At 71.1% G+C, this 22,480-nt stretch carries 17 protein-coding genes; 12 read left to right on the top strand and 5 right to left on the bottom strand.

Annotated elements, in window-relative coordinates:
• Position 1: 1 nt before the first annotated feature.
• The 7 genes from KF837_41930 to lnt all read left to right on the top strand — a co-directional run bounded on the left by KF837_41930 (position 2) and on the right by lnt (position 9,692).
• On the top strand, positions 2-1,375 hold the full coding sequence (locus KF837_41930) for a hypothetical protein (protein ID MBX3233957.1): 1,374 nt from the start codon (positions 2-4) through the stop codon (positions 1,373-1,375).
• 137 nt (positions 1,376-1,512) lie between these two features.
• Positions 1,513-2,373, top strand: coding sequence for a polymer-forming cytoskeletal protein (locus tag KF837_41925; GenBank protein MBX3233956.1), 861 nt, complete (start codon positions 1,513-1,515; stop codon positions 2,371-2,373).
• A 286-nt stretch (positions 2,374-2,659) separates the two neighbouring features.
• The gene (locus tag KF837_41920; GenBank protein ID MBX3233955.1) at positions 2,660-5,794 is read left to right on the top strand and encodes a hypothetical protein; all 3,135 of its coding nucleotides are present in this window, start codon (positions 2,660-2,662) and stop codon (positions 5,792-5,794) included.
• An 83-nt stretch (positions 5,795-5,877) separates the two neighbouring features.
• On the top strand, positions 5,878-6,360 hold the full coding sequence (locus tag KF837_41915; protein MBX3233954.1) for a hypothetical protein: 483 nt from the start codon (positions 5,878-5,880) through the stop codon (positions 6,358-6,360).
• A complete protein-coding gene (locus tag KF837_41910; GenBank protein ID MBX3233953.1) occupies positions 6,357-7,292 on the top strand; it encodes a hypothetical protein in 936 nt (311 codons plus the stop codon). Before KF837_41915 ends, KF837_41910 begins: the two co-directional genes overlap by 4 nt.
• A 13-nt stretch (positions 7,293-7,305) precedes the next feature.
• Positions 7,306-8,157 carry a matrixin family metalloprotease gene (locus KF837_41905; protein ID MBX3233952.1) on the top strand — a complete coding sequence of 284 codons (852 nt, stop codon included), beginning with the start codon at positions 7,306-7,308 and terminating at the stop codon, positions 8,155-8,157.
• Positions 8,133-9,692, top strand: a complete 1,560-nt coding sequence (lnt, locus tag KF837_41900) for an apolipoprotein N-acyltransferase (GenBank protein ID MBX3233951.1) — start codon at positions 8,133-8,135, stop codon at positions 9,690-9,692. The genes KF837_41905 and lnt overlap by 25 nt, the downstream gene beginning before the upstream one ends.
• On the opposite strand, the gene KF837_41895 is transcribed toward lnt, so the two are convergent.
• Entirely contained in the window at positions 9,643-9,978 is a 336-nt protein-coding gene (locus KF837_41895; protein ID MBX3233950.1) for a DUF2304 domain-containing protein, read from the bottom strand. The genes lnt and KF837_41895 overlap by 50 nt on opposite strands.
• A complete protein-coding gene (locus KF837_41890; GenBank protein ID MBX3233949.1) occupies positions 9,975-10,703 on the bottom strand; it encodes a glycosyltransferase in 729 nt (242 codons plus the stop codon). Before KF837_41890 ends, KF837_41895 begins: the two co-directional genes overlap by 4 nt.
• A gap of 151 nt (positions 10,704-10,854) precedes the next feature.
• On the opposite strand from KF837_41890, the gene KF837_41885 reads away from it, so the two are divergent.
• Both KF837_41885 and KF837_41880 read left to right on the top strand, forming a co-directional pair.
• Positions 10,855-11,730, top strand: coding sequence for an aminotransferase class IV (locus KF837_41885; GenBank protein ID MBX3233948.1), 876 nt, complete (start codon positions 10,855-10,857; stop codon positions 11,728-11,730).
• Positions 11,731-11,785: 55 nt separating this feature from the next.
• On the top strand, positions 11,786-12,646 hold the full coding sequence (locus KF837_41880) for a hypothetical protein (GenBank protein ID MBX3233947.1): 861 nt from the start codon (positions 11,786-11,788) through the stop codon (positions 12,644-12,646).
• A gap of 2 nt (positions 12,647-12,648) precedes the next feature.
• Here the strand turns inward: KF837_41880 and KF837_41875 are convergent, their stop codons facing one another.
• The 3 genes from KF837_41875 to KF837_41865 all read right to left on the bottom strand — a co-directional run bounded on the left by KF837_41875 (position 12,649) and on the right by KF837_41865 (position 19,549).
• On the bottom strand, positions 12,649-17,082 hold the full coding sequence (locus KF837_41875; GenBank protein ID MBX3233946.1) for a hypothetical protein: 4,434 nt from the start codon (positions 17,080-17,082) through the stop codon (positions 12,649-12,651).
• Positions 17,083-19,050: a BamA/TamA family outer membrane protein gene (locus tag KF837_41870; GenBank protein MBX3233945.1), complete on the bottom strand. Its 1,968-nt coding sequence runs from the start codon at positions 19,048-19,050 to the stop codon at positions 17,083-17,085.
• A gap of 184 nt (positions 19,051-19,234) precedes the next feature.
• Positions 19,235-19,549 (bottom strand): hypothetical protein, encoded by a 315-nt coding sequence (locus KF837_41865; protein MBX3233944.1) that lies wholly within the window; start codon positions 19,547-19,549, stop codon positions 19,235-19,237.
• A gap of 554 nt (positions 19,550-20,103) precedes the next feature.
• Here KF837_41865 and pabB point away from each other — a divergent pair.
• Genes pabB through KF837_41850 form a run of 3 tightly spaced genes read left to right on the top strand, consistent with a single transcriptional unit; the run spans position 20,104 to position 22,417 of the window.
• Positions 20,104-21,402: an aminodeoxychorismate synthase component I gene (gene pabB / locus KF837_41860; protein MBX3233943.1), complete on the top strand. Its 1,299-nt coding sequence runs from the start codon at positions 20,104-20,106 to the stop codon at positions 21,400-21,402.
• A gap of 2 nt (positions 21,403-21,404) precedes the next feature.
• On the top strand, positions 21,405-21,980 hold the full coding sequence (locus tag KF837_41855; GenBank protein MBX3233942.1) for an aminodeoxychorismate/anthranilate synthase component II: 576 nt from the start codon (positions 21,405-21,407) through the stop codon (positions 21,978-21,980).
• Positions 21,977-22,417, top strand: coding sequence for a hypothetical protein (locus KF837_41850; GenBank protein ID MBX3233941.1), 441 nt, complete (start codon positions 21,977-21,979; stop codon positions 22,415-22,417). Before KF837_41855 ends, KF837_41850 begins: the two co-directional genes overlap by 4 nt.
• The last annotated feature ends 63 nt before the right edge of the window (positions 22,418-22,480 follow it).

Here is a 22,480-nt window from a genome sequence, read left to right as displayed (position 1 = left end):
CGTGCTCGCGAGGACGGTGGACCGCGCTCTCTCCGCGATCGCGATCGCCCTCGCGATCTCGATCGCGATCGCCGGGTGGTGCGACGTCTCGCAAGCGTACGACGTCTGGTACTACCACCTCCCCTTCGCGGGCCGCATGGTCGGCCTCCTCGACGCGCGGTCGTTCGCCTTCAGCGCGGAGAATCAGGTCCGCTACGAGGGCTTCCCGCTCTTCATGGAGCTCTTGCAGGGCGTCGTCTGGCGCGTCACCGACAACCCCGCCGCGACGAGCTTCGTCGCGATCGCCTCCCTCTTCGGCCTCCCCGTCTTCTTGCGCCGGCTCTACGGGACGCCGCTCCACGTCTCGCTCCTCGCGCTCCTCGCGATCCCGCTCGTGCAGATCCACGCGACGTCCGCCTACGTGGACCTCCCCGCCAACGTGTGCGTGACGATGCTGCTCCTCCTCGTCCATCGCGTGCTCGTCGACCGCGCCGCATTGACGTGGAAGCTCCTCGCCGGCGCAGCGGCGCTCGCGGCCGCGGCGGCGAACTCGAAGTTCCAGCTCGTCCCGATCGTCGCGGTCTCGGCGCTCGTCTTCACGTGGCTCGCGATCCGCGCGCGCGATCGCAGGTGCCTCGCCGTGCTCGCGATCGCGGCGCCGCTCGTGCTCGCGACGCCGCTCAAGAACCTCGCGCTGCACGACAACCCGGTGTGGCCGGTGGAGCTCACGGCGCTGGGGCATCGCTTCCCTTCCGCGGAGAGCGCGTATTCGTCGGCGCCGGCGCACCTCGAGTCGTCGTGGCGCGCGACGCGCTTCGTGCGCTCGGTCCTCGAGATCGACAACCGTCCCATCGCGTCGCACGCGCGCTGGTCGCTCGATCAATGGACGCCGCCGTCGGAGCCGGGTTACCGCATGGGCGGGTACTTCGGGGCGTACGTGGTGGCCTTGCTCGGCGGCCTCGGGTGGGCGGCGTGGAAGCGGCGGCGCCGCGAGGACATCGTCGCCGCGGCCCTCTTCGGCGGCGTCACCGTCGTCGCCGCGCTCGTGCCACAGTCGCACGAGCTCCGCTACTACATGTACTGGATGATCACGCTCGTCGCGCTGAACCTCGCGTTGTGGGGGCGCGAGCGGCGCGTCACCGCCGGCGTCATCGCGTTCGCGGCGCTGGCCGTCGTCGCGTGGTCCACGTCGGGCGGTTACCTCTACGCGTCGGGCAGCTCGTTCGCGGACTTCCTCGCGCAGCGCGTGGACCGCTCCGTCTTCGAGGGCATCACGCCGGGCGCGCGCCTCTGCGTGCAGAAGCAGCCGTTCAACGTCCTCTACGCGCCGCGCTTCCACCCCGAGCTCCCGCCGTACACGGTGCAGGAGCAGGCAGCGCCGGAGGACTGTCGTTGACGTCGGGGCCGAGGAACCGCCCTCGCACCCAACTGCATCGGTTGTCACGATTTACCTGGTGGTGATCGAAACGGCAGGTAGATTGGTAGTGGCTTTGCGCTCGGCGGCTCGACGCCGACGTCGCCCGGAGGGGGAACATGACGAATCGTTTTGGCTCGTGGGGTCGGACGCTGTGCCTCGCGCTCGCTTGCGTCGCCGCGGCGTGCAGCTTGGACACGAACGAACCGGCGATCGACACGTCCCAGAGCAACCTCGATCCCGAGGTCCTCTCCATCACCCTCCGCGTCCCGAGCGGTGCGAGCTTCCTCGACACGACGGTCGGCGCCGCCACGCGGGTCCGCATCGGCGATCGCGCGCAGGTTCGCGGCGGCGTCTTCGGCGCGGACGGCGACGTCGAGATCGGAAAGGAAGCGAAGCTCTCCTCCGCGCTGGTCACGGCGGTCGGCGACGTCGAGCTCGGCAAGCAAGCACGCATCGAGGGAGACGTCCGCGCGACGGGTAAGGTGCGGCGCGCGCCGGGCTCGTCCGTGCATGGGCGGCTCGAAGCCCCGGCCAACATCGACGTATCCACGCAGAGCTGGTCGGTGACCGCCTCGCCGACCTCGCTCGGCGACGTCGTCGTCGCGCGGGGCGTGACACGCGACCTCTCTCCTGGGACCTACGACGAGCTCATCGCCGCGTCCGGCGCGACGGTCGTCCTTCATTCCGGCGTCTACGTCGTGTCGAAGGCGCTGTTCTTCCGCGGCAGCGAGCTCGAGCTCGACGACGGCGCCGGGCCAGTGCAACTCTATGTTCGCGACGAGTCCTACTTTCGCGCCGCGACGCGGAGCACGACGGCATCGGAGCCGAAGCTCCTGGTCAGCCACCTCGGGAGCAAGGAGCTCATCGTCCGTCCGCCGTTCGCGGGCGCCGTGGTCGCCCCGAACGCGAGCGTGAGCCTCGAACGGTGCGACGACAAGCGGGACGACGACTGCGAGCGAGACCACTGGAAACGCTGAAAGCACGGGAAACACTGGAAATACGGAAAGCATTCATCGAAGAGCCACTCGTCGAAGAGCCGTCACCACGGTGGTCACGACTACGATTACGACGACGATGCGCGGCGCCACCCGCGCTCCGCGTGCAAGGACGAGCCCCACTCCGGGACGTTCTATGGAAAGGACGTCAAGGTGGAGTCGGGGGCGTTCGTCTCCGCCCGGCCCTTCGATTGGTTGGCGGTCGCGGGGGGAAACGGGCGGTGTACTTGCGCCGCCCCCCGCCTTCGGTACGCTTCCGAGACATGCGATGACGGCGTCGCCCTTCATCGACCTTGCCGTCACGAGCGGCGGCGACGCCGGCTCGGTCCTCACGAGTCGCTTCGAGCCGTCGACTCCGCAGGGGTTCTCGCTCCAGCAGGAGTACGCCGTCGCCGGTGGCATCATCGCGAACGGAACGATCTCGTTCGTCTTCCGTCGTCCGAACGGGCAAGACGTCACGTGCACCTATCAGGGTCAATCGCCGACCGCGACGCCGACGACGCAAGAGGCCCTCCTGCTCGGTCGTGTGCTCCGCTTTCAAGGCTGCACCGACCGACAACCGGCCAGCGCTCGCCGTACGGGCACGAACTTCCGTCTCACGGTGAATCCGGCGCCCAACTACCCCGTCACCGTGAAGTCGCCGGTCACGCAGGCCGGCGGATGCACCGACGAGATGGAGATCATCACGCCGGTCGAGACCGCGCGGCTCCGCCGCGAGTTCAGCTGGGCGAGGGCTCAGAAGGTGGCCGAGGTCGACAGCCGCGGCGCGGCGACGCCGCTCTACTACGCGTGGGTCTACCTCCGGCATCGCGACGACGCGCTGGCGCTCCGCCGCCTGTCGATCCACCTCCTCAGCCGCCCGCTTCTCGACAGCGAGCTCGCGCCGCACGCCGGCAAGTGCGGCGTCTTCACGAACCCCGGCGACGGCAACGGCACCTTCGTTCCAGTGCTGATCCCGGGCGCGACGTACAACCGCCTCATCGATCTCCAGACCACGCGAGACGTCACGGGCGATCGAACCATCTTCGAGGCCGTCGTCATCCGGAACCTACCGTCGGGGCTCCGCAACGCGAACGGCTCGCTCCGGCTCGAGCTCCTCGGGCGGAGCGGCTTTCGCTACCTCGACTACGAGACGACACCGCTCGACCGGCGCGGAGACATCGCCCTCGAGTCCGGCAGCGTCGCGCGCGTGCTCGTCGACGCGACGGCGTGGCTCCTCACGCGCATCAAGGACGCCGTCCAGCTCATCACGACGACGATCGCCTCCGTCTTCGCCGGCCCGAAGGTCCCGGTCACGCTCTACCTCCACGCCGTGACGCAGGACCCGGCCTTCGTCCAGCCGGTCGCGGGTATACCGCCAACGCCGGATCCCGTGATGATCCGTGGTTGGGGACCGCTCGCGAACCATCCGCTCGCGGCGGCGGGGATGCGCGTGACGATCCTGCAGCGCGTCGGCGGGCTCCTGCCGACGGCGTTGTGGTCGAAGACGAACAACGACGGGATGGCGGTGGTCGACATGTTCGCGGGCGAGACGCCGCGTGGATCGGGGCTCTGCCTCCAGCTCGACACGCCGCGCATCATCATGACGAACTTCCTCGTGCCCGCGGACCTCTGCGACTTCCGCGGCTACGACGCGGCGCGACCGACGCCGGGCGATTTCCGGCTCGACGAGATCGGCGAGGCGGCCGCGCGGTCGTCGTCGGCGAAGGCGACGGTCCACATCGATCACGAGTGGCTCTCGGCGCTCTACCAGTCCGACGACGCGGCGCTCTGGGCGCGAGACGTCATCCCCTACGAGACGCCCCACCGCCAGCGCATCGTCGCGGGCTTCTGGCCGACGACCATTCGCTGGGTGCGCAACGAGAAGGTCTTCCCCACCACGTCGTGCCTCAGCTTCCTCCAGCTGACAGGGACGGGAGCGCAGCTCGTCCTCAACGCGGCGACGCGTGGCGACGGCATCCTCACGCGCGCGGGACTACCGCCCACCCATCCAGCGGCCGCGGTAGCTTCGCAGGTCTTCCTCAACACGATGCTCGCGGCCGACTCGTTGCTCCCCGACGGGACTGCGGTGCGCGCCGAGCGCGGCCTCTTCTCCCACGAGTTCGGGCACTTCTTGTTCTGCTCGCTCTTGCACGACGCCCAGGACGGCGCCGTGGACTACATGGCGAGGCAGGCCGTCGGCGGGACCGATCTGACGACGCCGCTTCAGTACACGAACGAGGGCATCGCCGACTTCATCAGCGGTCAGGTCGCGGGAAGCGCGGCGTACAACTGGCCTGCGGAGATCTGGGGGTTCCACCCCAACAGCGGCACCTGCTACCGGAAGACAGCGTCTACCGCGAGCTGCTTCGATGCGAACGTTACGGGCGCGCCGGGCCAGGTCGGTGGAATTGGTCAGCCCAACGTCGGACGCATCGCGACGCTCCTCCACGATGTGTACGACGGCCACGGCCAGCGCTTCGCCCTCGTCCCGGGGGATGGAGACATCTGGGCAGAGATCGTCCCGCGACCGACCGCGCAGGGAGCGGCGAGCTTGGGCGTCGCGGCGACGGGGTTCGGGAACCTGAACGATCCGGAGCGCGTGCGCCTCGCAGGCGATACCCTCAAGACCTTCGCCGCTCACTTCGCGGAGCGCCTCGCTCTGCGGTCGGGCGACCTCCGCGACGCCGATACGTACGCCGCGCTCAACGCGGCGATGTCGAGCGCGAGCCAATCCTGGTGCGATCGCTGCCGCGTCTTCGCGCTCCACTCGCCGTCGGCCGCCGATCCTCCGACGGTCGGCAACCTCTTCGAGACGTGCCTCGCGGACGGCCTCGTTCGCGACGCGCTCGGCGGCCCGCCGCCCGAGCCTTCACTCCGGCTCAACGCGGCGACGTGCACGCCCTGCGCGCCGAACGAGACATCGAACGCCGACGGCGTCTGCGTGTTCTGTCCCGACACGGTCGTCGGAAATCGATGCGTGAAGTGCCCCGCGGACGTCACGTTCGATGGCGCGACGCTGACCGAAGCCGAGGTCAATGCTGGACTGGTGGCGCCGGGCGACACCTGCCCAGACGTCTTCTGGGCGCAGGTCACGAACCCCGGACAACTCGTTACGCGCGGCGCGCATGGTCTGACAGTAGATCTGTACCCGAACATCTTGAGCGTCCCTGCAGAGTGTCAGCGTCCTTTCACGCTGCGGCCAGCGAGGGAGTTCGGAAGCGGCCTTCAGTTCGAGCCCCCGCTGACGGCGTCTGGCACCTTCAACACCGAGATCTTCGCCGGTTGTGGGAAACCGGTTGTGCGGTACAAGATGGAAAACGCGTCGTTGAGCGCGCCGGTCCTGTCGGTCTGGTTTGGTACTCCGACCGACAGTCGGACGCTGATGCTCCTCGACGCAGCAATCTTTCCTGAGCCGAAATGAGACGACTACTCGCCGGAGCGTTGGCGCTCGCCATCGTGTTCGCGTGCAGCAGTGGATGCGACTCCACTCGCGATGAGCCATGCGTGAAGGGCCTTCAAGTCGGCGATCGGCTGAAGGTCACGGTCCTCGATCGATATGACCAGCGCTCGACCTTCCGTGGGGCGGATGAACAGGACTACGGGAACTGCCACGCGGACTACGGTCTCGGCGCCGGTAGCGTGCATATTGCCCGCGTCAACCGACCGGCGGGAGGGATGGACTGCGTGAACTACCTCGTGGACTGGGAAAGCTTCGGAGCTTTCAAGCTGGAGCTCGTCGATCGCGGGATCCGAGAGGCTGCGATGGTGGGAGGTGCGTACCTTACGTCAGTGCCTGGGTGCTCGCTGGGAAGCGTGAGTCTCAACATTGTACCGACCTTTGAATTTCCAGTAAGCCTGCCACTCCGCTCGCAGCCTGGACAATATCCATCGGCTTTGATCGACGGCTCCATCGATGGCAGATTCCTATCGGGTGAGGGCTGCGCAAGGTGCCCCCTCGCGCTGGTCGTAGACGTGGAGAAACTATGAGGCGGCTCGCATTCCTCGCGCTCCTCACCCTCGCGGCGATCGCATGCAGTGACGACGCGTCGAGCGGGCCGTCGTCCTCGTCATCCGGCGACGCCGCATCGCCAGCGAACACCGTTCCAGATGCGGCTCCACCGACGACCTCCGAGATTGGACCAGGTTCGTTCGACGGGGATCCCTTCGCGTACCTCGTGCAGCCTGGGAGCGGGACGCTCCGTTTGAACCACACCATCGGAGAGTTGGGCGCGATCTTGACCGCTCGATTCTTACCCGTTGGCTCCAATCGATATCCACGATTCGACGCCGCTGCCCGCTACGACGAGGGGCATTGCATCGACGATTCCGCCTTCCTCGACGAGCTCGAGGACGCCGGCGGTTCCACGTACGCGAGCGCAGGATCCATCAGCGTCACGGCCGGCGAGCCGAGCTTTACGGTGGAGACGACGCCAGGTGCAAACAACGACTACTTCTTGAACCACCGCTTCGACAGCCAGCGGTTCGTCGGCGAGGAGAGCGTTCGCTTCGACGTGAAAGGGGGCGACGTACCACCATTCGAGATCGTGACGCGCTTTCCGCTGGTGCTCCTGGCCACGTCGACGCCGCCTGCCGATGGCGTGCTTCGACCGCCTCGCACGTCGGACTTCGTGCTGGAGTTCGAGCGGGGCACGCCTGACATCACGATCGCGCTCTTCCTCTACGCGGCCCCCCCTGGCAAGACTCGCGTGTACTGTCGCTGGCCGTCCGCGTCGGGGCGCGTCGTGATCAAGCGAGAGGTGCTCGCGCTCTTCGGGAGCGAGCGTTTCTCCGGCGATCTTTGGACGGAGTCGATCACGCGTACAAGAAGTGGACCCTTCGCGGTGACAGCGAGCATTCAAACGAAGATCCACTACGCATCCAGTCGGCGGGAGCGCGTGAGTCGGTTCGAGTTCGAGTGAGCGGCGGCGATTCGTGATCCGCGCGCTCGCGTCGCTGATCGGCGGGCTCGCGATCGTCCTCGCTCCGGCGACCGCCTTCGCCGGGAGGCTCGCGACGGTCGGATCGGGGAAACGGGTCCACTGGGCGCGCCGCGAGATCGAGCTCGTGCCCGTCGTTCCGGCGAACGCGAAGTCGCTCTCCGAGGAGGTCGTTCGCCGCGAGCTCGAGCTCGCGGCGGACGCGTGGAACGGGCTCCGTCCGAGCGGCGCTCCACGCATCCGCATCGCCGCGTCGAGGCCGCGCGGAGACGTCGCGCAGGACGGCGTGAGCGTCGTCTTGCTCCAGACGTCGCGACGCTGCTCGGAGGAGGCACTCTCCGCGCGAGGCTGCTTCACGCGTGCCCATCAGGCCGTCACGCACCTCTATCCGATCGACGCTCCGGGCGACGCAGCGGACGGAGAAGTCGCCGAGGCGGACATCGAAGTGAACGGCGTCGACGTCGACTGGTCGCGCGGCGCTCCAGGCTCTCCTGGCGACGGCGCGCGGAGCCTGCCGCTCTTCGCTGTCCTCGTCCACGAGCTCGGCCACGTCCTCGGGCTCGAGCACTCGTGCGTCGCCGACCCCAGCCGCGCGCTCGCGGGCGTCCCGGCTTGCATCGAGCCACGCGCAAAGAGCTCGCTCATGTATCCGGACGCGCTCGAGCCCGGACGCGCGCTCGTCTTGGCGCCGGGAGAGGACGAGCGCGCGACGCTCGCGAGCGGCTATCCACCCTCGGCCGCATCGTGCGCCTGCGGTCCGAGAGGCAGCGCCGGCGCCCGCTATTCGGGATTCGTATTTGTTAGTGCGATCGCCATTGGCTCGTGGCGACGGCGCGCGCGCCCGTGATCTCCTTGCTCCTCCGCGCGGCCGCCTCCGCGATACTCCTCTATTCGACGCTGCCGCCCGCGAGCTTCTGGCCCGCGAGCTTCTTCTGCCTCGCGCCCGTCGCGTCCGTCGCGAAGCAGTCGGTCGCGCGCGCGGCGATCGCCGGGCTCGCGTTCGGCTTCTTCGTTCATCTCCTCGGGTTCTGGTGGACCGTCCCTGCCGTCGTTCGCGTCGCGCACGCCTCGCCGATCGTGAGCGGCGTCGCGTTCGGCGTCTATTGCGCGCTCTCCGCGCTGCGATGCGCGTTCGCGCTCGGGGCAGCGGCGCGGTGCGTGGCGTTGGGGTCGTCGCTCGTCGTCGCGCTCCCGCTCTCCTGGATGAGCGCGGAGATGCTCTTCCCGCAGCTCCTCCCCTGGTACCTCGGCGTCGTCGTTCAGGCGTGCCCCGTCTTCATGCAGCCGGCCGCGCTCGGAGGTCCGGTCCTCGTGAGCGGGCTCGTCGCGACGGTCAACGCCGGTGTCGTCGTCGTCCTTGCGTCCTGGTGGAGCGGTAAGCACCGCGAGGCGTGGGTTCGCGCGGCGGTCCTGGCGAGCGCCGTCGCGAGCTTCGCGCTGGGCGGTCTCGTTCGGATGCGCGCGCTCCGCGAGCGGATCGCGCGGAGCCCGACGAGCGAGGTCCTCGTCGTTCAGGGCAACCTCGGTCCACTCGACGCCCGCGACCGCGAGATCGACGTGCACCGCACGCCGACCGACACGGCGCTGCGAACAGGGGTCCGTCCGGCGTTCGTCGTCTGGCCCGAGACCGCGATCACGCGCGCGCTGCCGGCCGACGACACACGAACGACGGAGGCCTTCTTCCGCGACGACGTCCTCGGTGCGCTCAAGCGCGACGAGGTCGCGATCGACGTGCCGCTCCTCACGGGCGCAATCCTCGAACGCCGCTCGGCGCGCGGACCCGAGGTCTTCAACGCGGCGGTGATGGTCGCGCCCGACGGCCGACGGTTGGGGACGTACCTGAAGCAATCGCTGGCGCCGCTCGGCGAACGAGCCCTGCTCGGCGGCGCCGTCCCGCCCGTCGCTCCGTTCACGGAAGGGCCACGTCCCGACGCGATCGTCCTCGATGAGCACCGGATCGGCGTCTCGATCTGCTTCGAGGACATCCTCTACGACGCCTTCGCGCGCTCCGTCGACGCGACGCGGCCGGAGCTCCTCGTCAACCTCACGAGCGACGCGTGGTTCGGCGACTCCCCCGGCGCCGAGCTCCATCTCGCGCTCGCGCGCTCTCGCGCGGTCGAGCACGGGCGCCAACTCTTGCGCGTGACGAACGACGGCGTCAGCGCGCTCGTCGAGCCGACGGGCGAGGTGACGACGCGACTTCCACCGCACCAGGCCCTGGCCGCGCGCGTGCGCGTCCGCTGGACGGTAGACGAGACCTGGTTCCGAACCGTCGGCGACGGCCTCGGGTGGTCGGCGCTCGCGATCGCTGCCCGGCTTCTCTGGGGCCCGCTCAGACCTCGTGCGCGCGTTCGATCGCGACGGAGCGGGCGAGCTCGGTGAGGCGCTCCTCTTCTTCGCGGCGGCGGCGGCGGTTCACGAGCGACTCGCGCACGAGCCAGATCACGGTGGGGTAGATGACGAAGTCGACGCCGCGGCCGATCCCCACCGCCGCCGCGAGCCGCCGCGCGATCTCGGGGAACAAGATGAGCAGCGCGCCCGCCGCGAAGACGGCGAGCTGCACGTAGAGGAGGCGCCGGTTTCGCGCGCGCGTCGTCCAGTCGTGGATGAAGAGCGCGACGAGGAACCCGACGAGCAGGAGCGCCGCGACGGTGACCTCGGGCTTCACTCGGGGCTCCCGAACAAGAAGCCCTGGAACAGATCGACGAGGATCGCGATCGCCCCGCCCGCGGTCTGGCCCTTCGCGAGGGTCTCCGCCGAGTAGCGCACGGAGACGGGGACCTCGACGAGCTTCAAGGCACGTGCAGAATGCACGGACTCGCCGATCCGCCGCGTCAGCTCGGTCGCGTGCGCCATCCGGTTCTGCCGGAGCCGCATGAGGCCGATCGCGCGCGGGCTGAACGCGCGGAGCCCGTTGTGCGCGTCGGCGAGGACGAGCCCCGTCGTCCAGCGCTCGAAGGCGCGCGCGAGGCGGAGCAAGAGGCGGCGCGTGAGGGGAACGTTGGAGGCGCCCGCGAAGCGATCGCCGAGCGCGACGTCCGCGCCGGCGCGGATCGCCTCCGCGAGCGCGAGCGCGTCGGCGGCGCGATGCTGTCCGTCGGAGTCCATCGTGACGTAGGCGTCGAACCCGTCCTCGCCGCTCCAGCGCGGATGCAGCGCGAGCCGCCGCGCGGTCTCGATCGCCGCGCCCTGCCCGAGGTTCACGGGGTGCCGCGCGAGCACGACCCGCAGCTCCGCGCGCGCCTCGAGCACGATCGGCGCCGCGCTCCCGTCGTCGACGACGAACACGACCACGTCGTGTCCCCCCGCGCGCGCCGCGACCGCGAGCTCGTCGAGCGTCGCCTCGAGCCGCTCGCCCTCCTGAAACGCAGGCATCAGCACCACGAGGCGCATCGCCGCGCAGCCTAGCACCTCGACGAAGCTCCGCCCCGCTCCTCGAGAGCTCCGCGGACGAGGTGATGCGGCGCCGCGCCCACGGGGCAAGGGAGACGCGACTTCGCGTGGTGCTTGCCCGCGGGGCGAGGCGTGTCATGCTCGGCGCGCGTTGAGTCGGGTGTTGTGGATCGATGGGGACTTCGTCGCGGTCGAGAGCGCGCGGGTGCCCTTCCTCGATCGCGGCTACCAGCTCGGCGAAGGGGCGTTCGCGACGCTGCGCGCGTACGACGGGCGCTGCTTTCGCGCGGACCGGCACCTCGCGCAGCTCCGCCGGGCCGCGGCGGCGTTCGGGCTCTCGGTGCCGCGCGCGGTCGACGACGTCCTCGACGAAGCGGCGACGCGGACCGGCGCGGCCGACGCGCGCGTGCGCGTGACGGTGACCGACACGACGTGCTCCGTCTTCGCCGAGCCGATGCGCGTGCCCACCGACGACGAGTACGCCCGCGGCGTCGCGGTGGTGACGGTGAGCGCGCGCCGCATCCCGCCCGCGTGCTTCGGCGCCCGAGACGAGCGCACCGCGGAGGCGGACCGCGTGGACGTCGCGCTGGGACGGCTCGACGCGAGCGCGAAGACGACGAGCTACGCGATGCAGACGCTCGCGCGGCGCGAGGCCGAGGCGCGCGGCGCGGCGGAGGGGATCCAGCTCACGCTCGACGGAGACCTCGCGTGCGCGACGATGGCGAACCTCTTCGTCGTCCGCGGCGACGCGCTCGCGACGCCGTCGCTCGACTCCGGGTGCCGCGCCGGCGTCACGCGCGCGGCGGTGCTCGAGATCGCGAAGGACGTGGGCCTCGTCGCGGAGGAGCGACGCGTCGCTGCGCGCGAGCTTCGCGAATGCGACGAGGCCTTCCTCACGAGCGCTCGGATCGAGTGCCTGCCGATCGCGAGCGTCGACGGCGCGCCCGTCGCGAGAGGCTCGCGCGCCCACGCGTTGCGCGCCGCCCTCCGCGATCTGATCCGGCGCGAGCGCGTCCGAGGATCGTGAGCCGTCGGGCTCCGATGACGTCGACAGGAACGGGAACGGCCCCTAGTCTGAGGGCGTGCCTCGTTCGCGGATGGCGCGTGGATCGGTGTTCGCCGCGATGCTCGCGTTCGGCGCGGTGCCGGAGGCGCGGGCCGCGGAGCATCCGATCGGCGCCGACGTCCCGCCCGTCTTCGTGCCGCGCGACGTGTTCCTCACCGCGCCGCGCGGCGGCACGTGGGCCTCGTTCGACGCGTACACCGCCGGCGTGCAAGCGACGCTCGAGCGCCGCTTCTCGATCCAGCGCGACGACTACGCGGCGATCGTCCCGCGCGTCAACACGCTCGCGAGCCTCGGCTTCGGCGAGGTCGCCGCGCACACCGACGTGCGCTTCCTCTTCTTCAGCGCCGGCGTGACCGCCGGCTACCGGCGCGTGTGGCGCACGTACGCGTTCGCGCCCGACGTCGCGGGCACGCGCGAGGTCCGCTCCGCGCTCGACGACGAGAAGTCCTTCACGACCGAGAGCTGGGGCTACGGCGAAGGGCGCCTCCGCATGGTGCTGCCGGTCGCCGATCCGGTGCTCTTCATGGGGAACGCCGCGATCCGCTACGAGGACTGTCCGAACAACTCGTTCGACTGGCTCCACACGACGATGCACGATCGCGGGTGGCTCTTCCGCTACGACGCGACCGTGTTCTTCCGATCGCAGACCCTCGGCGCGATCGGCCCGACCGTGCGCGTCATGGATCTGCCCCGGCGCGGCGAGCGCGAGCTCGAGCTCGCCGTCGGCTTCACCGGCGGCCGGAGGATCGGCCTCCTCAAGAACGACCTCTTCCTCGCGAACGTGCTCACGCGCCCGGGCGACGACTCGTTCGGCTTCCAGATCCTCAAGATGCCGGTGTACGCGCTCCTCGTCTACCGCGTGTCCGTCGAGCTCTGACGCTAATCGGCGCTCGACCACTCGAGGAAGATCGTCGGCCCGCCGCCGACGCGCGTGCCGCCGAGGAGGCCGATCCCCGAGACGACGCGGGGATCGTTGCGGAAGAGGAGGCTGCCTTCGACCTCGGCGTCGCTCTGACCGATCACGCGCGACCGCACCGTCGTGCGGATGCGGCGCGTTCCGTCCTGCGAGTAGCGCTCGGCCTCGAGGTTCTCGAAGCGTCCGTACGCGAAGCGGCTCACGTTCGGATCGGCGTAGGTGTTCATCCGATCGAGGAACGCGAGGTGCGGGAGGTTCGCGCTCATGAACGCGGTCTGCCGGATCTGCGGGACGAGCGGGAGCTGCGGCGTCTGCCCCGCCGGCGCGTCCGGGGTCGACAGGACGCGCACGCGGCCGATGTTCTCGATCGCGAGCCCCTCGAAGAGGCCGTCGGCCGTCCCCGAAAAGGAGATCTTCTGCTTCCCGAACGGCCCGACCATGTGCGCGTACACGTCGGTGCCGCCGGCGGTCGCGAGATCGCGCAGGGCCGCCGGGTGCGGCTCGCGACGGAAGTGGAGATCGAGGAACGGCCCCTCCTCCGTCATGCGGACCTCGCCCTTCGTCAACGGATGGAGTCGACCGCCGACGAGGAGCGAGCCGTCGCTCGCCTCGAGCTTCCCCGAGAGGACGCGCTCTTCGCCGTACCGCTCGAGGTGGACCTCCCCCTTCGCGTAGAGCTCCAGCGGCCGCTGCTTCACGTGGATCGGCCTCGGGATCCGGACGACGACGTCGAGCGACTTGTCCTCGGGCCTGCGCTCCGCGGTCCGCGGCGGCGGCGGTGGCGGCGGCGACGCGACGGGGAGCTTGCCGACCGGGACGCCCGCGCCGACCTCGATGACGTCGCCGAGGCTCAAGACCTCTTGCTGCACGGCGCGGGGCTGACGATCGCCGCTGTCGAGATCGAGCGCGTTCACGTCGACGACGACGCGGCGCACCGCGCCGCCGAGCGACGCCCGCACCGACACGTCCGCGCTGAGCGCGGCCTTCGGCGCGTCGAGCATGCCGAAGCTGCCGCCGGAGAGGAGGACGCGATGCGCCTTCGCGTGAAGGGACAGCTCGCGATCGCGGACCGCGTACGCGCCGTCGATCGCGAGCGCGCGGTTCGGCTCGTCCCGATCCGACTCCTTCGCCGCGATGCTCTTTATGGCGATCTTGTCGCCGTCGCCCTCGACGTGGACCGAGACGTCGTGCACGCGTCGCCACGTCGTCGGGATCTGGAAGGCGCCCTCCTTCACCGTGAGGGGCCCGCGGATCGAGAGCTCGCCGAGCTCGCGCGCGTCGCCGCGGAACACGAGCGTCGCGTCCGCCGTCATGCGCGCGTCGAGCCGACCGCGGGGGCGCGACGCGCGCAGGTCCTCGCTGTCCGGCAGGAGCGACGCGATCGGGACGTCGTCGGCGTCGAGCGACGCGTGGACCTTCGCCGCGCCGCCGTCGACCTTGCGCGCCGCGAGGACCGCCGCGGGGGAGACCTCGGCCGCGAGGGTGATCGCGTCGTTCGCCTTCACCGTGACCACCGCCCGCTCGCGCTTCCCGCGCGCGTCGATCGCGAGCGCGCCGGCGGCGCCGGTGAGCGTGGGATACCCCGCGTAGCCGAGCCGGAGGTGTAGCTCCGGATCGCGCGCGTGGCCCGACAGCGCGAGGTCGCCGCCGAGCTTCCCCGGGAGGTCGCGCGCGCCCGGCGCGAGGCGCGACCACTCGGTCATCGTGCGCTCCGGGATCGTGAGCGTGCCGGCGACGGCGGGGTCCACCGTCGCGAGCGCGCCCGCGCGGGCGGCCGTGACGAGGCCCTTGCCTCCGAGCGCGGCGCGCACCGATCCCTCGAGCACGCGGAGCTCGGAGAGCGACCCCTCGAGATCGATCGTCGTCGCGTCGTCTCCGAGCGCGACCGCGACGCGCGCGTCGAGCGGAGGGCTCACGCCTCTCGCCACGCCGCGCGCCGTGATCGTGAGGTCTCCCGCGGCGTCGGCGCGGGTGCCCTTCGCGTGCAGCGTGACGCCGACCTTGCCGCGGACGTCGGCGAGCGCGACGCGCCTCTCCGGCGGGAGCGGCAGCGACGCGAGCTCCGACTCGGGGACGTCGGCGTCGAGCGTCCACGACAGCGGCGCCGTCGACGCCGCCGCGGGCGGGCCCTCGAGAGCTGCGCGCGCGCGGAGCGTGATCGGCGCCGCGCCTGGCGCGAGGTGCGCGGTGAGATCGGCCTCGACGTTCGTGCGCCGCGCTCCGCCGTCGACCTTCGCGGTCAGCGCGACGCGCGCGTCCTTCGGCAGCTTCTCGCGGATCTCCGGCGCGAGGAGCGGCGCGAAGTCGGAGAGCGACCGATCGGGCACGTCGACCGCGATCGCGAGCGGCGCGGCGAGGCCCGCGCGCGTGCCCTTGACGTCGACCGTCGCGAGCGCCGCGCCGGAGGCGTTCGTGAGCGCGATCTTCGCGTCGATGCGCCCGGCGCCGGCGCGCCCGCCGAGGTCGCCCTTCGCGCGCAACGTGCCGACCGGCTGCGAGGAATCCTCGGGCAGGGTGAGATCGACGGTGAGGTCGATCTCGCCCTCCGGCGCGGCGAGGTCTCCCTCCACGCGCACCCGTCCGCGCGCGCGTCCCGCGACGGGGAGCTCCTTCCCGCGCAGGCGTCCGATCTCGGCGAGCGACACCGCGCGGAGATCGACGTCGGCGTCGACGTGCTTCACGACGATCGCCTTCTCGTCCTTCGCCGGATCGCCGCGCACGACGCGCGCGGTGACGCTCGCGCGCGCGGCGCCGCCGGCGATCCTCGCGTCGACGTCGTCGACACGGACGACCATCTCGCCGTCGACCTTCCCCGACACGCGGACCTTCACCGGACGCGAGAGCGAGAGCGCGAGGGCGATCGGCGACGGCGGGCGCGAGAGCACCCCCGCGCGACGGAGCCTCGCGAGCAGCTCCGATACGCGCGCGTCGGCGGTGAGCTCGGCGTCGATCTCCTTCGTCTCGGCGCGGTAGGTCCCGCTCGCGTCGAGCTTCTGACCGAGCGCCCGCACCGTCAGCTCTTCGATCGCGATCACGTGATCGGCGACGCGGAACCGCGCGTCGACGGCGTCGATCATGACGTCGCGGACCTGGACGTCGCGGAGGAGGAGCGTTCCTCCGAGCCGCGCGGGCGCGTCTTCCTTGCGCTCGCCCTTCGCCGTGAGCGCGAGCTCGCCGACGACGAGGGGCGGCACCTTCTCCGACGCGTAGACCTTCTTCACGTCGAGGGACTTCGTCGTGAGCGACGCGTCGTAGCGGACGACCTTCGGATCGCGGAGGTCGAGCGACGCGCGGAGCGTGAGGACGCCGCCGGCGCTCGCGATCTCGATCTTCGGCGCGAACGCCTCCGCCGGTCCGGACGCGTCGACCTCGATCGTGAGATCGCTCGCGAGGACCGGCTTGCCGGCGAGGGCCTCGACGTCGGCGGCCTTCACCGCGAGCCTCGTCACGCGCGCCGTCTCGACGCGATCGACCGAGCCGTCGGCCTTGCGCGCGGCCTCGACCTTCGCCGTCGCGATCGAGAGCGCCGCGAGCTCGAGGGTCTCGAGCGCGAGCGTGAGCCGCTCCGGCGTGACGTCGGCGGCGAGCTTGGGGAGCGAGAGCTTCGTCGCGACGTCCTTCTGCTCCGGTCGCGTCACCCGGATCGCCGCCGTCGTCGGTCCGAGCACGATCGGGCCACGCCCGCCGACGAGATCGGCGGTCGCCTTCGTCGCGATCTCCGTGACGGTGAGCGTGAGCTCGCGCGGCCTCTCGACGGAGACCTTCGCGATCGCGAGCGCGAGCTCCGCGCTCGTCGTCCCGGCCGCGGCGCGCGTATCGAGGTGACCGTCGAGCGCGACGCCTTCGACGTCGATCTTCGCGCCGTCCGGCTTCGACACGTGCACCGCGACGTCGCGCACGGCGAGCGCGCGGACGACGACGCGCCGATCGTCCTTCGCGTTGGGATCGCGCGGGGGAGACGGCTTCGCGATCCCGGTGAGGTTCGTCGTGCCGTCGGGTCGTCCTCGGACCTCGACGTTCACGTGCTCGAGGGTGACCTCGTCGAGCGCGATCGTGCCGCCGAGGACCTCGCCGAGCCGCGGCTTCACGAAGGCGCGACCGGCGACGATCGCGCCCTTGTCGTCGCGATCGAAGACGGTGACGTCCGAGAGAGAGATGCCGGAGAAGAGCGAGAACCGGAGCTGTCCGATCGTGGCCTTCGTCGTCACGCGCTCGCCGAGCCTCGCCTCGATCCGTGACCGGAGCGTCTCGGCGCCCGAGTCGGTGTGGAGCCACGCGACGACGAGGACGAGGAGGAGCACGACGACGCCGAGGAGGTTGCGGAGGCCGCGAAGGACGCGCCGCGCGACGGACCTTCGCTTCGGCGGCTCCTTCTTCTCGGCGGGCTCGTCGCTCATCTAGAAGGCCTCTCCGATGCGGGCGAACACGAGGAAACGATGGTTGCCGAGCTCGGCGTCGCGCACGAACTGGTGCGCGAGATCGACCGACAACGGAACGTACCAGAGGCGAAGGCGCGGGCCGATGCCCGCCGCCATCGAGACGCCGGCCTCGAGCGGGTTCGCGCGCGTGCCGGCGCCGCCCGCGTCGACGAAGACGACGAGGCCGGCCTGCTTCAGCACCGGCAAGTAGCGGAGCTCGACCGAGCTCTCGAGCAGGCTGAGGCCGCCGACCAGCGTGCCGGACGGCGCGACCGGCGACATCCGGTCACGCCCGAAGCCGCGGTTGCCGAACGCGCCTCCGCCGAAGAACCGCGGGCCGAGCGGGACCCCCGCGTCGTCCCAACCGAAGACCCAGCCCGCCGACGCGCGGAGACCGAGCGAGAAGGAGGACGAGAGCGGGACGAAGGCGCGTCCTTCGGGGGCGGCGAGCACGTAGCGGTTCGTCGCGAGCGCGCCGCCGGGGCTCGCCGCGACGCGGAGGGCGAGGAGATGACCCCGCATCGGCTCGACCGGATCGTTGCGCGCGTCCCACACGATCGCGCCCGACGCCTCGGCCCCGCGATACGTCCGCGAATCGGAGAGCGCGAAGCGCGCGCGCGTCGCCTCGTCGAAGCTGCCGAAGTCGACCTCTTGCCCGAGGCGGAAGCCCGCGTCCGCCTCGACGAAGAGATCGCGCGCGAGCGTGGAGCGGACGCCCGGCCCGGCGAACAGCTCGCGGAAGTGGAACCCCGGATACAGGACGTCGCGGAAGCGCACCGACAGCCGTCCGTCGACGATGCGCCCGAAGAGCGACGGCCGCGTGTAGCGGAGGAGCGCGTCGCCGTAGAGCCCGCCGGGGGTGTCGACCTCGTCGGAGAAGAGGACGCCGTAGCCGACGCGCCCGCGCACGGTCACGTGGTGCTGCGAGCCGAACACGTTGCGGAGCTGGAGCTCGGCGCCCGCGGTCGCGTCGCCGCGGGTCGGATCGGCCTCGACCGTCCCGCGGAGGCGCACGCGCGCGGACGGCGCCTCGTCGACGTGGACGACGAGATCGATCGTGTCGTCGATCGCGCGGGGCGAGAGCGTCCCGTCCGCCGCGACGCGCGCGGGAGGGATCACGCCGCCGGAGTCGGGGACGTCGCCGAAGTAGGTCTCGACGTCGGCGGTCGTGTCGATCACGACGCCGGCGAACGCGCCGATGTCGTAGAGATCGAGCTCGGCCTTCTCCTTGCGCGAGAGCGTGTACGGCTCACCGGGCTCGAGCCCGAGCCGCGCACGGACGTCGGACGCGTCGACCTTTCGCGTCCCCTCGATCGTGATCCTTCCGATCTTCGTGCGCGGTCCGGGATCGGCGAAGTACACGACGCGGATCGTGTGCGCCGATCGATCGACGTACGTGCGGACGTACACGCGCGCGTGCCCGTAGCCCTCGCGCTGGAGGTCCTGCGCCATGTCGTAGCGCGCGACGCGCATCGTCTCGAGGTCGTAGAGATCGCCGGCGCGCGCGGTGACGCGGGCGTCGAGGATCGGCTCGGTGCCCGGCGGCGCGCCCTCGAAGCCGACGCCCGCGAGCGCGTAGCGCGGTCCCTTCTCGTATTGGATCGTGATCTCGACGCGCCTCTTCGCCTCGTCGATCGCGACGTCGGGCTCTTCGACGCGCGCGTCGAAGTACCCCTTCGACTGGAGGAACGTGAGGACGCGGCGCCGGTCCTCCGCGACGCGCACCGGGTTGTAGTAGCGGTTGGTGTAGAGCGCGTTGCCCGGGCGCGACCCGAGACGCGGGAGCAGCACGGAGAAGTCGTCGCTCTGTCCGTCGACCGAGACGATCGACACACGCGACACCTCGAGATCCGTCTCGCCGGGGAGCTTCTCCGCGCGCGTGTGAGCGCACGCCGCGAGCAGCCACCCAAACGAGAGGAGCGCCAGCTTGATGCAGACGCGCGACATTCCTCCCTCGCGCATCCTAGGTGAGCGCGAGCCGGAAGAGGCGCTGCATTATGAAACGCGCCACCGCTCGACGACCCCCACGACCCCGCTGCGCTCGGCCCCTTCACCGCCACTCGCATCGCGGCTTCCTCCGCCGGTGTGCACGTGCGCGCGTGGATCTGCGCCCGCGCGCCTTCGGCGGCGGTCAGCGTTCCCGGCTCGTGACCAGCGGGGGCAGTCTGATTGGGGGCTCGGAGGTACACGAGCTCCAGCCGAGGACGCTCTCTCCCCGGCACGTGAAGTGCTGGAACTGCCCGCAGCCCTTGGCGACGTAGCCGTCCGCGATCGAGTCGAGCTCGACGTCGTCGGGCGGGCAGTCGAAGCTCGCGGCGGCCTCCTCGCGCGTCTCGCTGCGCACGTCGGTTCCGCGCGCGTGGGCGGAGCCGACGAGGAGCGCGAGCCGCGCGGCCGGCACGACGGCATGGCATCCCACGAGCGACAGGGCCCCGAACGCCAGCACGACTCGCCCCACCATCGGTTCCCTTCGAAGCGGTGCAGCGGGTGTGCCACGCGGCCCGACGCGTTCTCGCCGCGAGAAAGCAGCGCCGCGGAGCCCTCGCGGCGCGCTGCGAAACGCGCCGGTGCGCGCCGGCGAACGCCAACGGATCTTCACGCGGCCGTCCTCTCCTTGCCAAACGCGGTCGCGCGCGCGAAAGAGGGGTGGATGACCGCACGGCTCAATCGCACGATCGTCGCGTCGCCGCGAGCGAGCTCCGCGCGGATCCGGCAAAAGCTCGACCGAGGAGCGGCCGCATGAAGAGGACGCCGCCGGTGAGAAGGCCCACCCGCGCCCCACGCGATCACGCCGAAACGAGCGAAGACGCCGTGCGGGCCCAAAGAAAAATGCCAACCACTTCACCGTCGCGCCAGAGCAACCCCGGCAACGCTCACGCAGCACACTCCAACGCGGCAGCACCCGACCAGTGCGGCGGATCCGTCGGCGTCGCGTCGTCCGAGCTCGGGGGGGGGGACGAGGCTGCGAGTGGGCGGCGGCCGCTCGAGCATCATGTCTTCGTGCTCGAGGGGGCGGTGTCGGCGGAGGGGTTTCGCGCGGCGTATGCGGGGGCTGGTGTGTTCGTGCTCGAAGGAGGGGGGACGACGCTGATGGGCGCCGAGCCGGTGGTGGAGCTTCGGGTGGCGCGCGCGGATGGGGGCGATCCGTTCGCCGGGATCCGCGCGGTGCTGGGCGACGCTTCGGGCATTCGGTGGGATTCGTCATTTCCGTTTTCCTTTCGGGCGGGGCTCGTTGGTTATGTCGGGTACGAGTGCGGGCAGATGCTCGAGCGGCTGCCCGGCGTGGCGCGGCCGAGCCTCGGGATGCCCGACCTCGCGTTCGCGCTGCATCACTGGGTCCTCGCCACGCGCGACGGGAAGACCTGGCTCTCCGTCCTCGCCGGCGACGCGGGCGCGGCGCGCGCGGTGCGGGAGCGCGTCGTCACGCGGCTCGCGAGCGCGCCGTCGGTCCGGCCCGCCCGCGTCGCGGCCGGGGCGGTGCGCGCGTGGCTCGAGCCCGACGAGTACGTCGCGCGCGTTCGCGCGGCGCGGGAGCACATCCTCGACGGCGACGCGTTCGAGATCTGCGTGACGAGTGCGTTCGACGCGCCCTTCGATCCGGACGGCGCGTGGGCGCTGTTTCGATCGCTGCAGCGTGACAACCCTGCGCCGTACGCGGCGTTCCTTCAGCTCGAGGAAGGCACGATCGTGTCCTCGTCGCCGGAGCGGTTCCTCACCCTGAGCGCCGATCGCGTCGCCGAGACACGGCCGATCAAGGGGACGCGGCCGCGCGGCGCGACGCGCGAAGAGGACGCGCGGCTCGCCGCCGAGCTCGCGACGTCGGAGAAGGACCGCGCCGAGAACGCGATGATCGTGGACCTCGCGCGGAACGACCTCGGGAAGGTCTGCCGCGTGGGGACGGTGACGACGCCCGCGCTCTTCGCGGTGGAGTCGTACGCGACGGTGCATCAGCTCGTGTCGACCGTGCGCGGCGTGCTCGCGGACGAGCACGACGCGGTCGATCTGCTGCGCGCGTGTTTCCCGCCCGGATCGATGACGGGCGCGCCGAAGATCGAGGCGATGAGCATCCTCGAGCGCCTCGAGCCGGTGGAGCGGGGGCCCTACGCCGGCGCGCTCGGATGGATCGACCTCGGCGGCGCGATGGACCTCTCGGTCGTGATCCGCACGGTGGTGCTGCGCGACGGCGTCGCGCGGTTCGGGGCGGGCGGCGCGGTGACGGCGGACTCCGACGCCGAGGCCGAGCACGCCGAGATGATGCAGAAGACGCGCGCGCTGCGGGCGGCGCTCGGGATCGCGTGACGATGACGACGCTCATCATCGACAACTTCGACTCGTTCACCTGGAACCTGTTCCAGCTCGTGGCGGTGCTCGGCGGCGAGCCGCGCGTCGTGCGGAACGACGCGATCGACGCGGACGGGATCCGGCGGCTCGCGCCCCGTCGCATCGTGCTCTCGCCCGGACCCGGGCGGCCGGACGATCCTGCGCGCGTGGGCGTGTCGCGCGCCGCGCTCGACCTCGACGTCCCCGTCCTCGGCGTCTGCCTCGGGCATCAGCTCATCGTGACCGCGGCGGGCGGGCGGATCGTCCGCGCCGCCACGCCGACGCACGGGAAGACGAGCCTCGTCGAGCACGAGGGCGACGGCTTGATGCACGGACTGCCGCGCCCCTTCCCCGCGATGCGGTACCACTCGCTCGCCGCTGATCCCGGCGCGATGCCGCCCGAGCTGGCGGTGACGGCGTGGTGTAAGGACGGCACCGTGATGGCCGTTCGTCACCGGCGGAGGCCGATCTTCGGAGTACAGTTCCACCCCGAGTCGATCGGGACGCCGCACGGCGCCGATCTCGTTCGTGCCTTCCTTCGCGGAGACTTCTCATGAGAACGCGCTCGCTCGGTGCCTTCGCCCTCCTGCTCCTCGCGGCCTGCGGCGGCGCCGAGGCCGGCGCGCCGGCGAAGACCGCCGCGCCCCCGCCGGAAGAGCCCGCGAGCGAGCCGCGCACGATCGAAGAAGCGGAGGAGCAGATCGCGCGCCTGTCCTCGCAGCTCGGCGTCGCGGGCACGGGCAAGAGCGACGCGACGCCGGGGTCAGGCGCGGAGCCGGCGCCGCCCACCGCGGACCCGAAGAAGGCGGAGAAGACGGACGATCGCTACTACTCCCTGGACTCGTGCGCGAGCCCATGCCGCGCGCTCGCGTCGATGCGCCGCGCCGTCGACGCGCTCTGCCGAATGACCGGCGACGACGACACCCGCTGCGTCGACGCAAAGAAGACACTCACCAACGCAACCCTCCGCACCGCCCCCTGTAAGTGCACCTGATCTGATCTAGAACTGCAGCAGCGAGAGGGGCCCCAGAAGCGGCCGCGAAAGCGGGCGCGAAGC

Origin of the sequence: Labilithrix sp., assembly GCA_019637155.1 — a bacterium.
Lineage (GTDB): Bacteria > Myxococcota_A > Polyangia > Polyangiales > Polyangiaceae > Labilithrix.
Note: the sequence above shows the minus strand (reverse complement) of the source record. Positions and strands in the feature narration are given on the sequence as shown.

What these genes read in the sequence shown, in the direction of transcription:
- KF837_41875 (MBX3233946.1), bottom strand. Translation starts at nt 17,082, where the DNA reads ATGAGCGACGAGCCCGCCGAGAAGAAGGAGCCGCCGAAGCGAAGGTCC.
- KF837_41870 (MBX3233945.1), bottom strand. Translation starts at nt 19,050, where the DNA reads ATGTCGCGCGTCTGCATCAAGCTGGCGCTCCTCTCGTTTGGGTGGCTG.
- KF837_41925 (MBX3233956.1), top strand. Translation starts at nt 1,513, where the DNA reads ATGACGAATCGTTTTGGCTCGTGGGGTCGGACGCTGTGCCTCGCGCTC.
- KF837_41855 (MBX3233942.1), top strand. Translation starts at nt 21,405, where the DNA reads ATGACGACGCTCATCATCGACAACTTCGACTCGTTCACCTGGAACCTG.
- KF837_41890 (MBX3233949.1), bottom strand. Translation starts at nt 10,703, where the DNA reads ATGCGCCTCGTGGTGCTGATGCCTGCGTTTCAGGAGGGCGAGCGGCTC.
- KF837_41920 (MBX3233955.1), top strand. Translation starts at nt 2,660, where the DNA reads ATGACGGCGTCGCCCTTCATCGACCTTGCCGTCACGAGCGGCGGCGAC.
- KF837_41850 (MBX3233941.1), top strand. Translation starts at nt 21,977, where the DNA reads ATGAGAACGCGCTCGCTCGGTGCCTTCGCCCTCCTGCTCCTCGCGGCC.
- KF837_41910 (MBX3233953.1), top strand. Translation starts at nt 6,357, where the DNA reads ATGAGGCGGCTCGCATTCCTCGCGCTCCTCACCCTCGCGGCGATCGCA.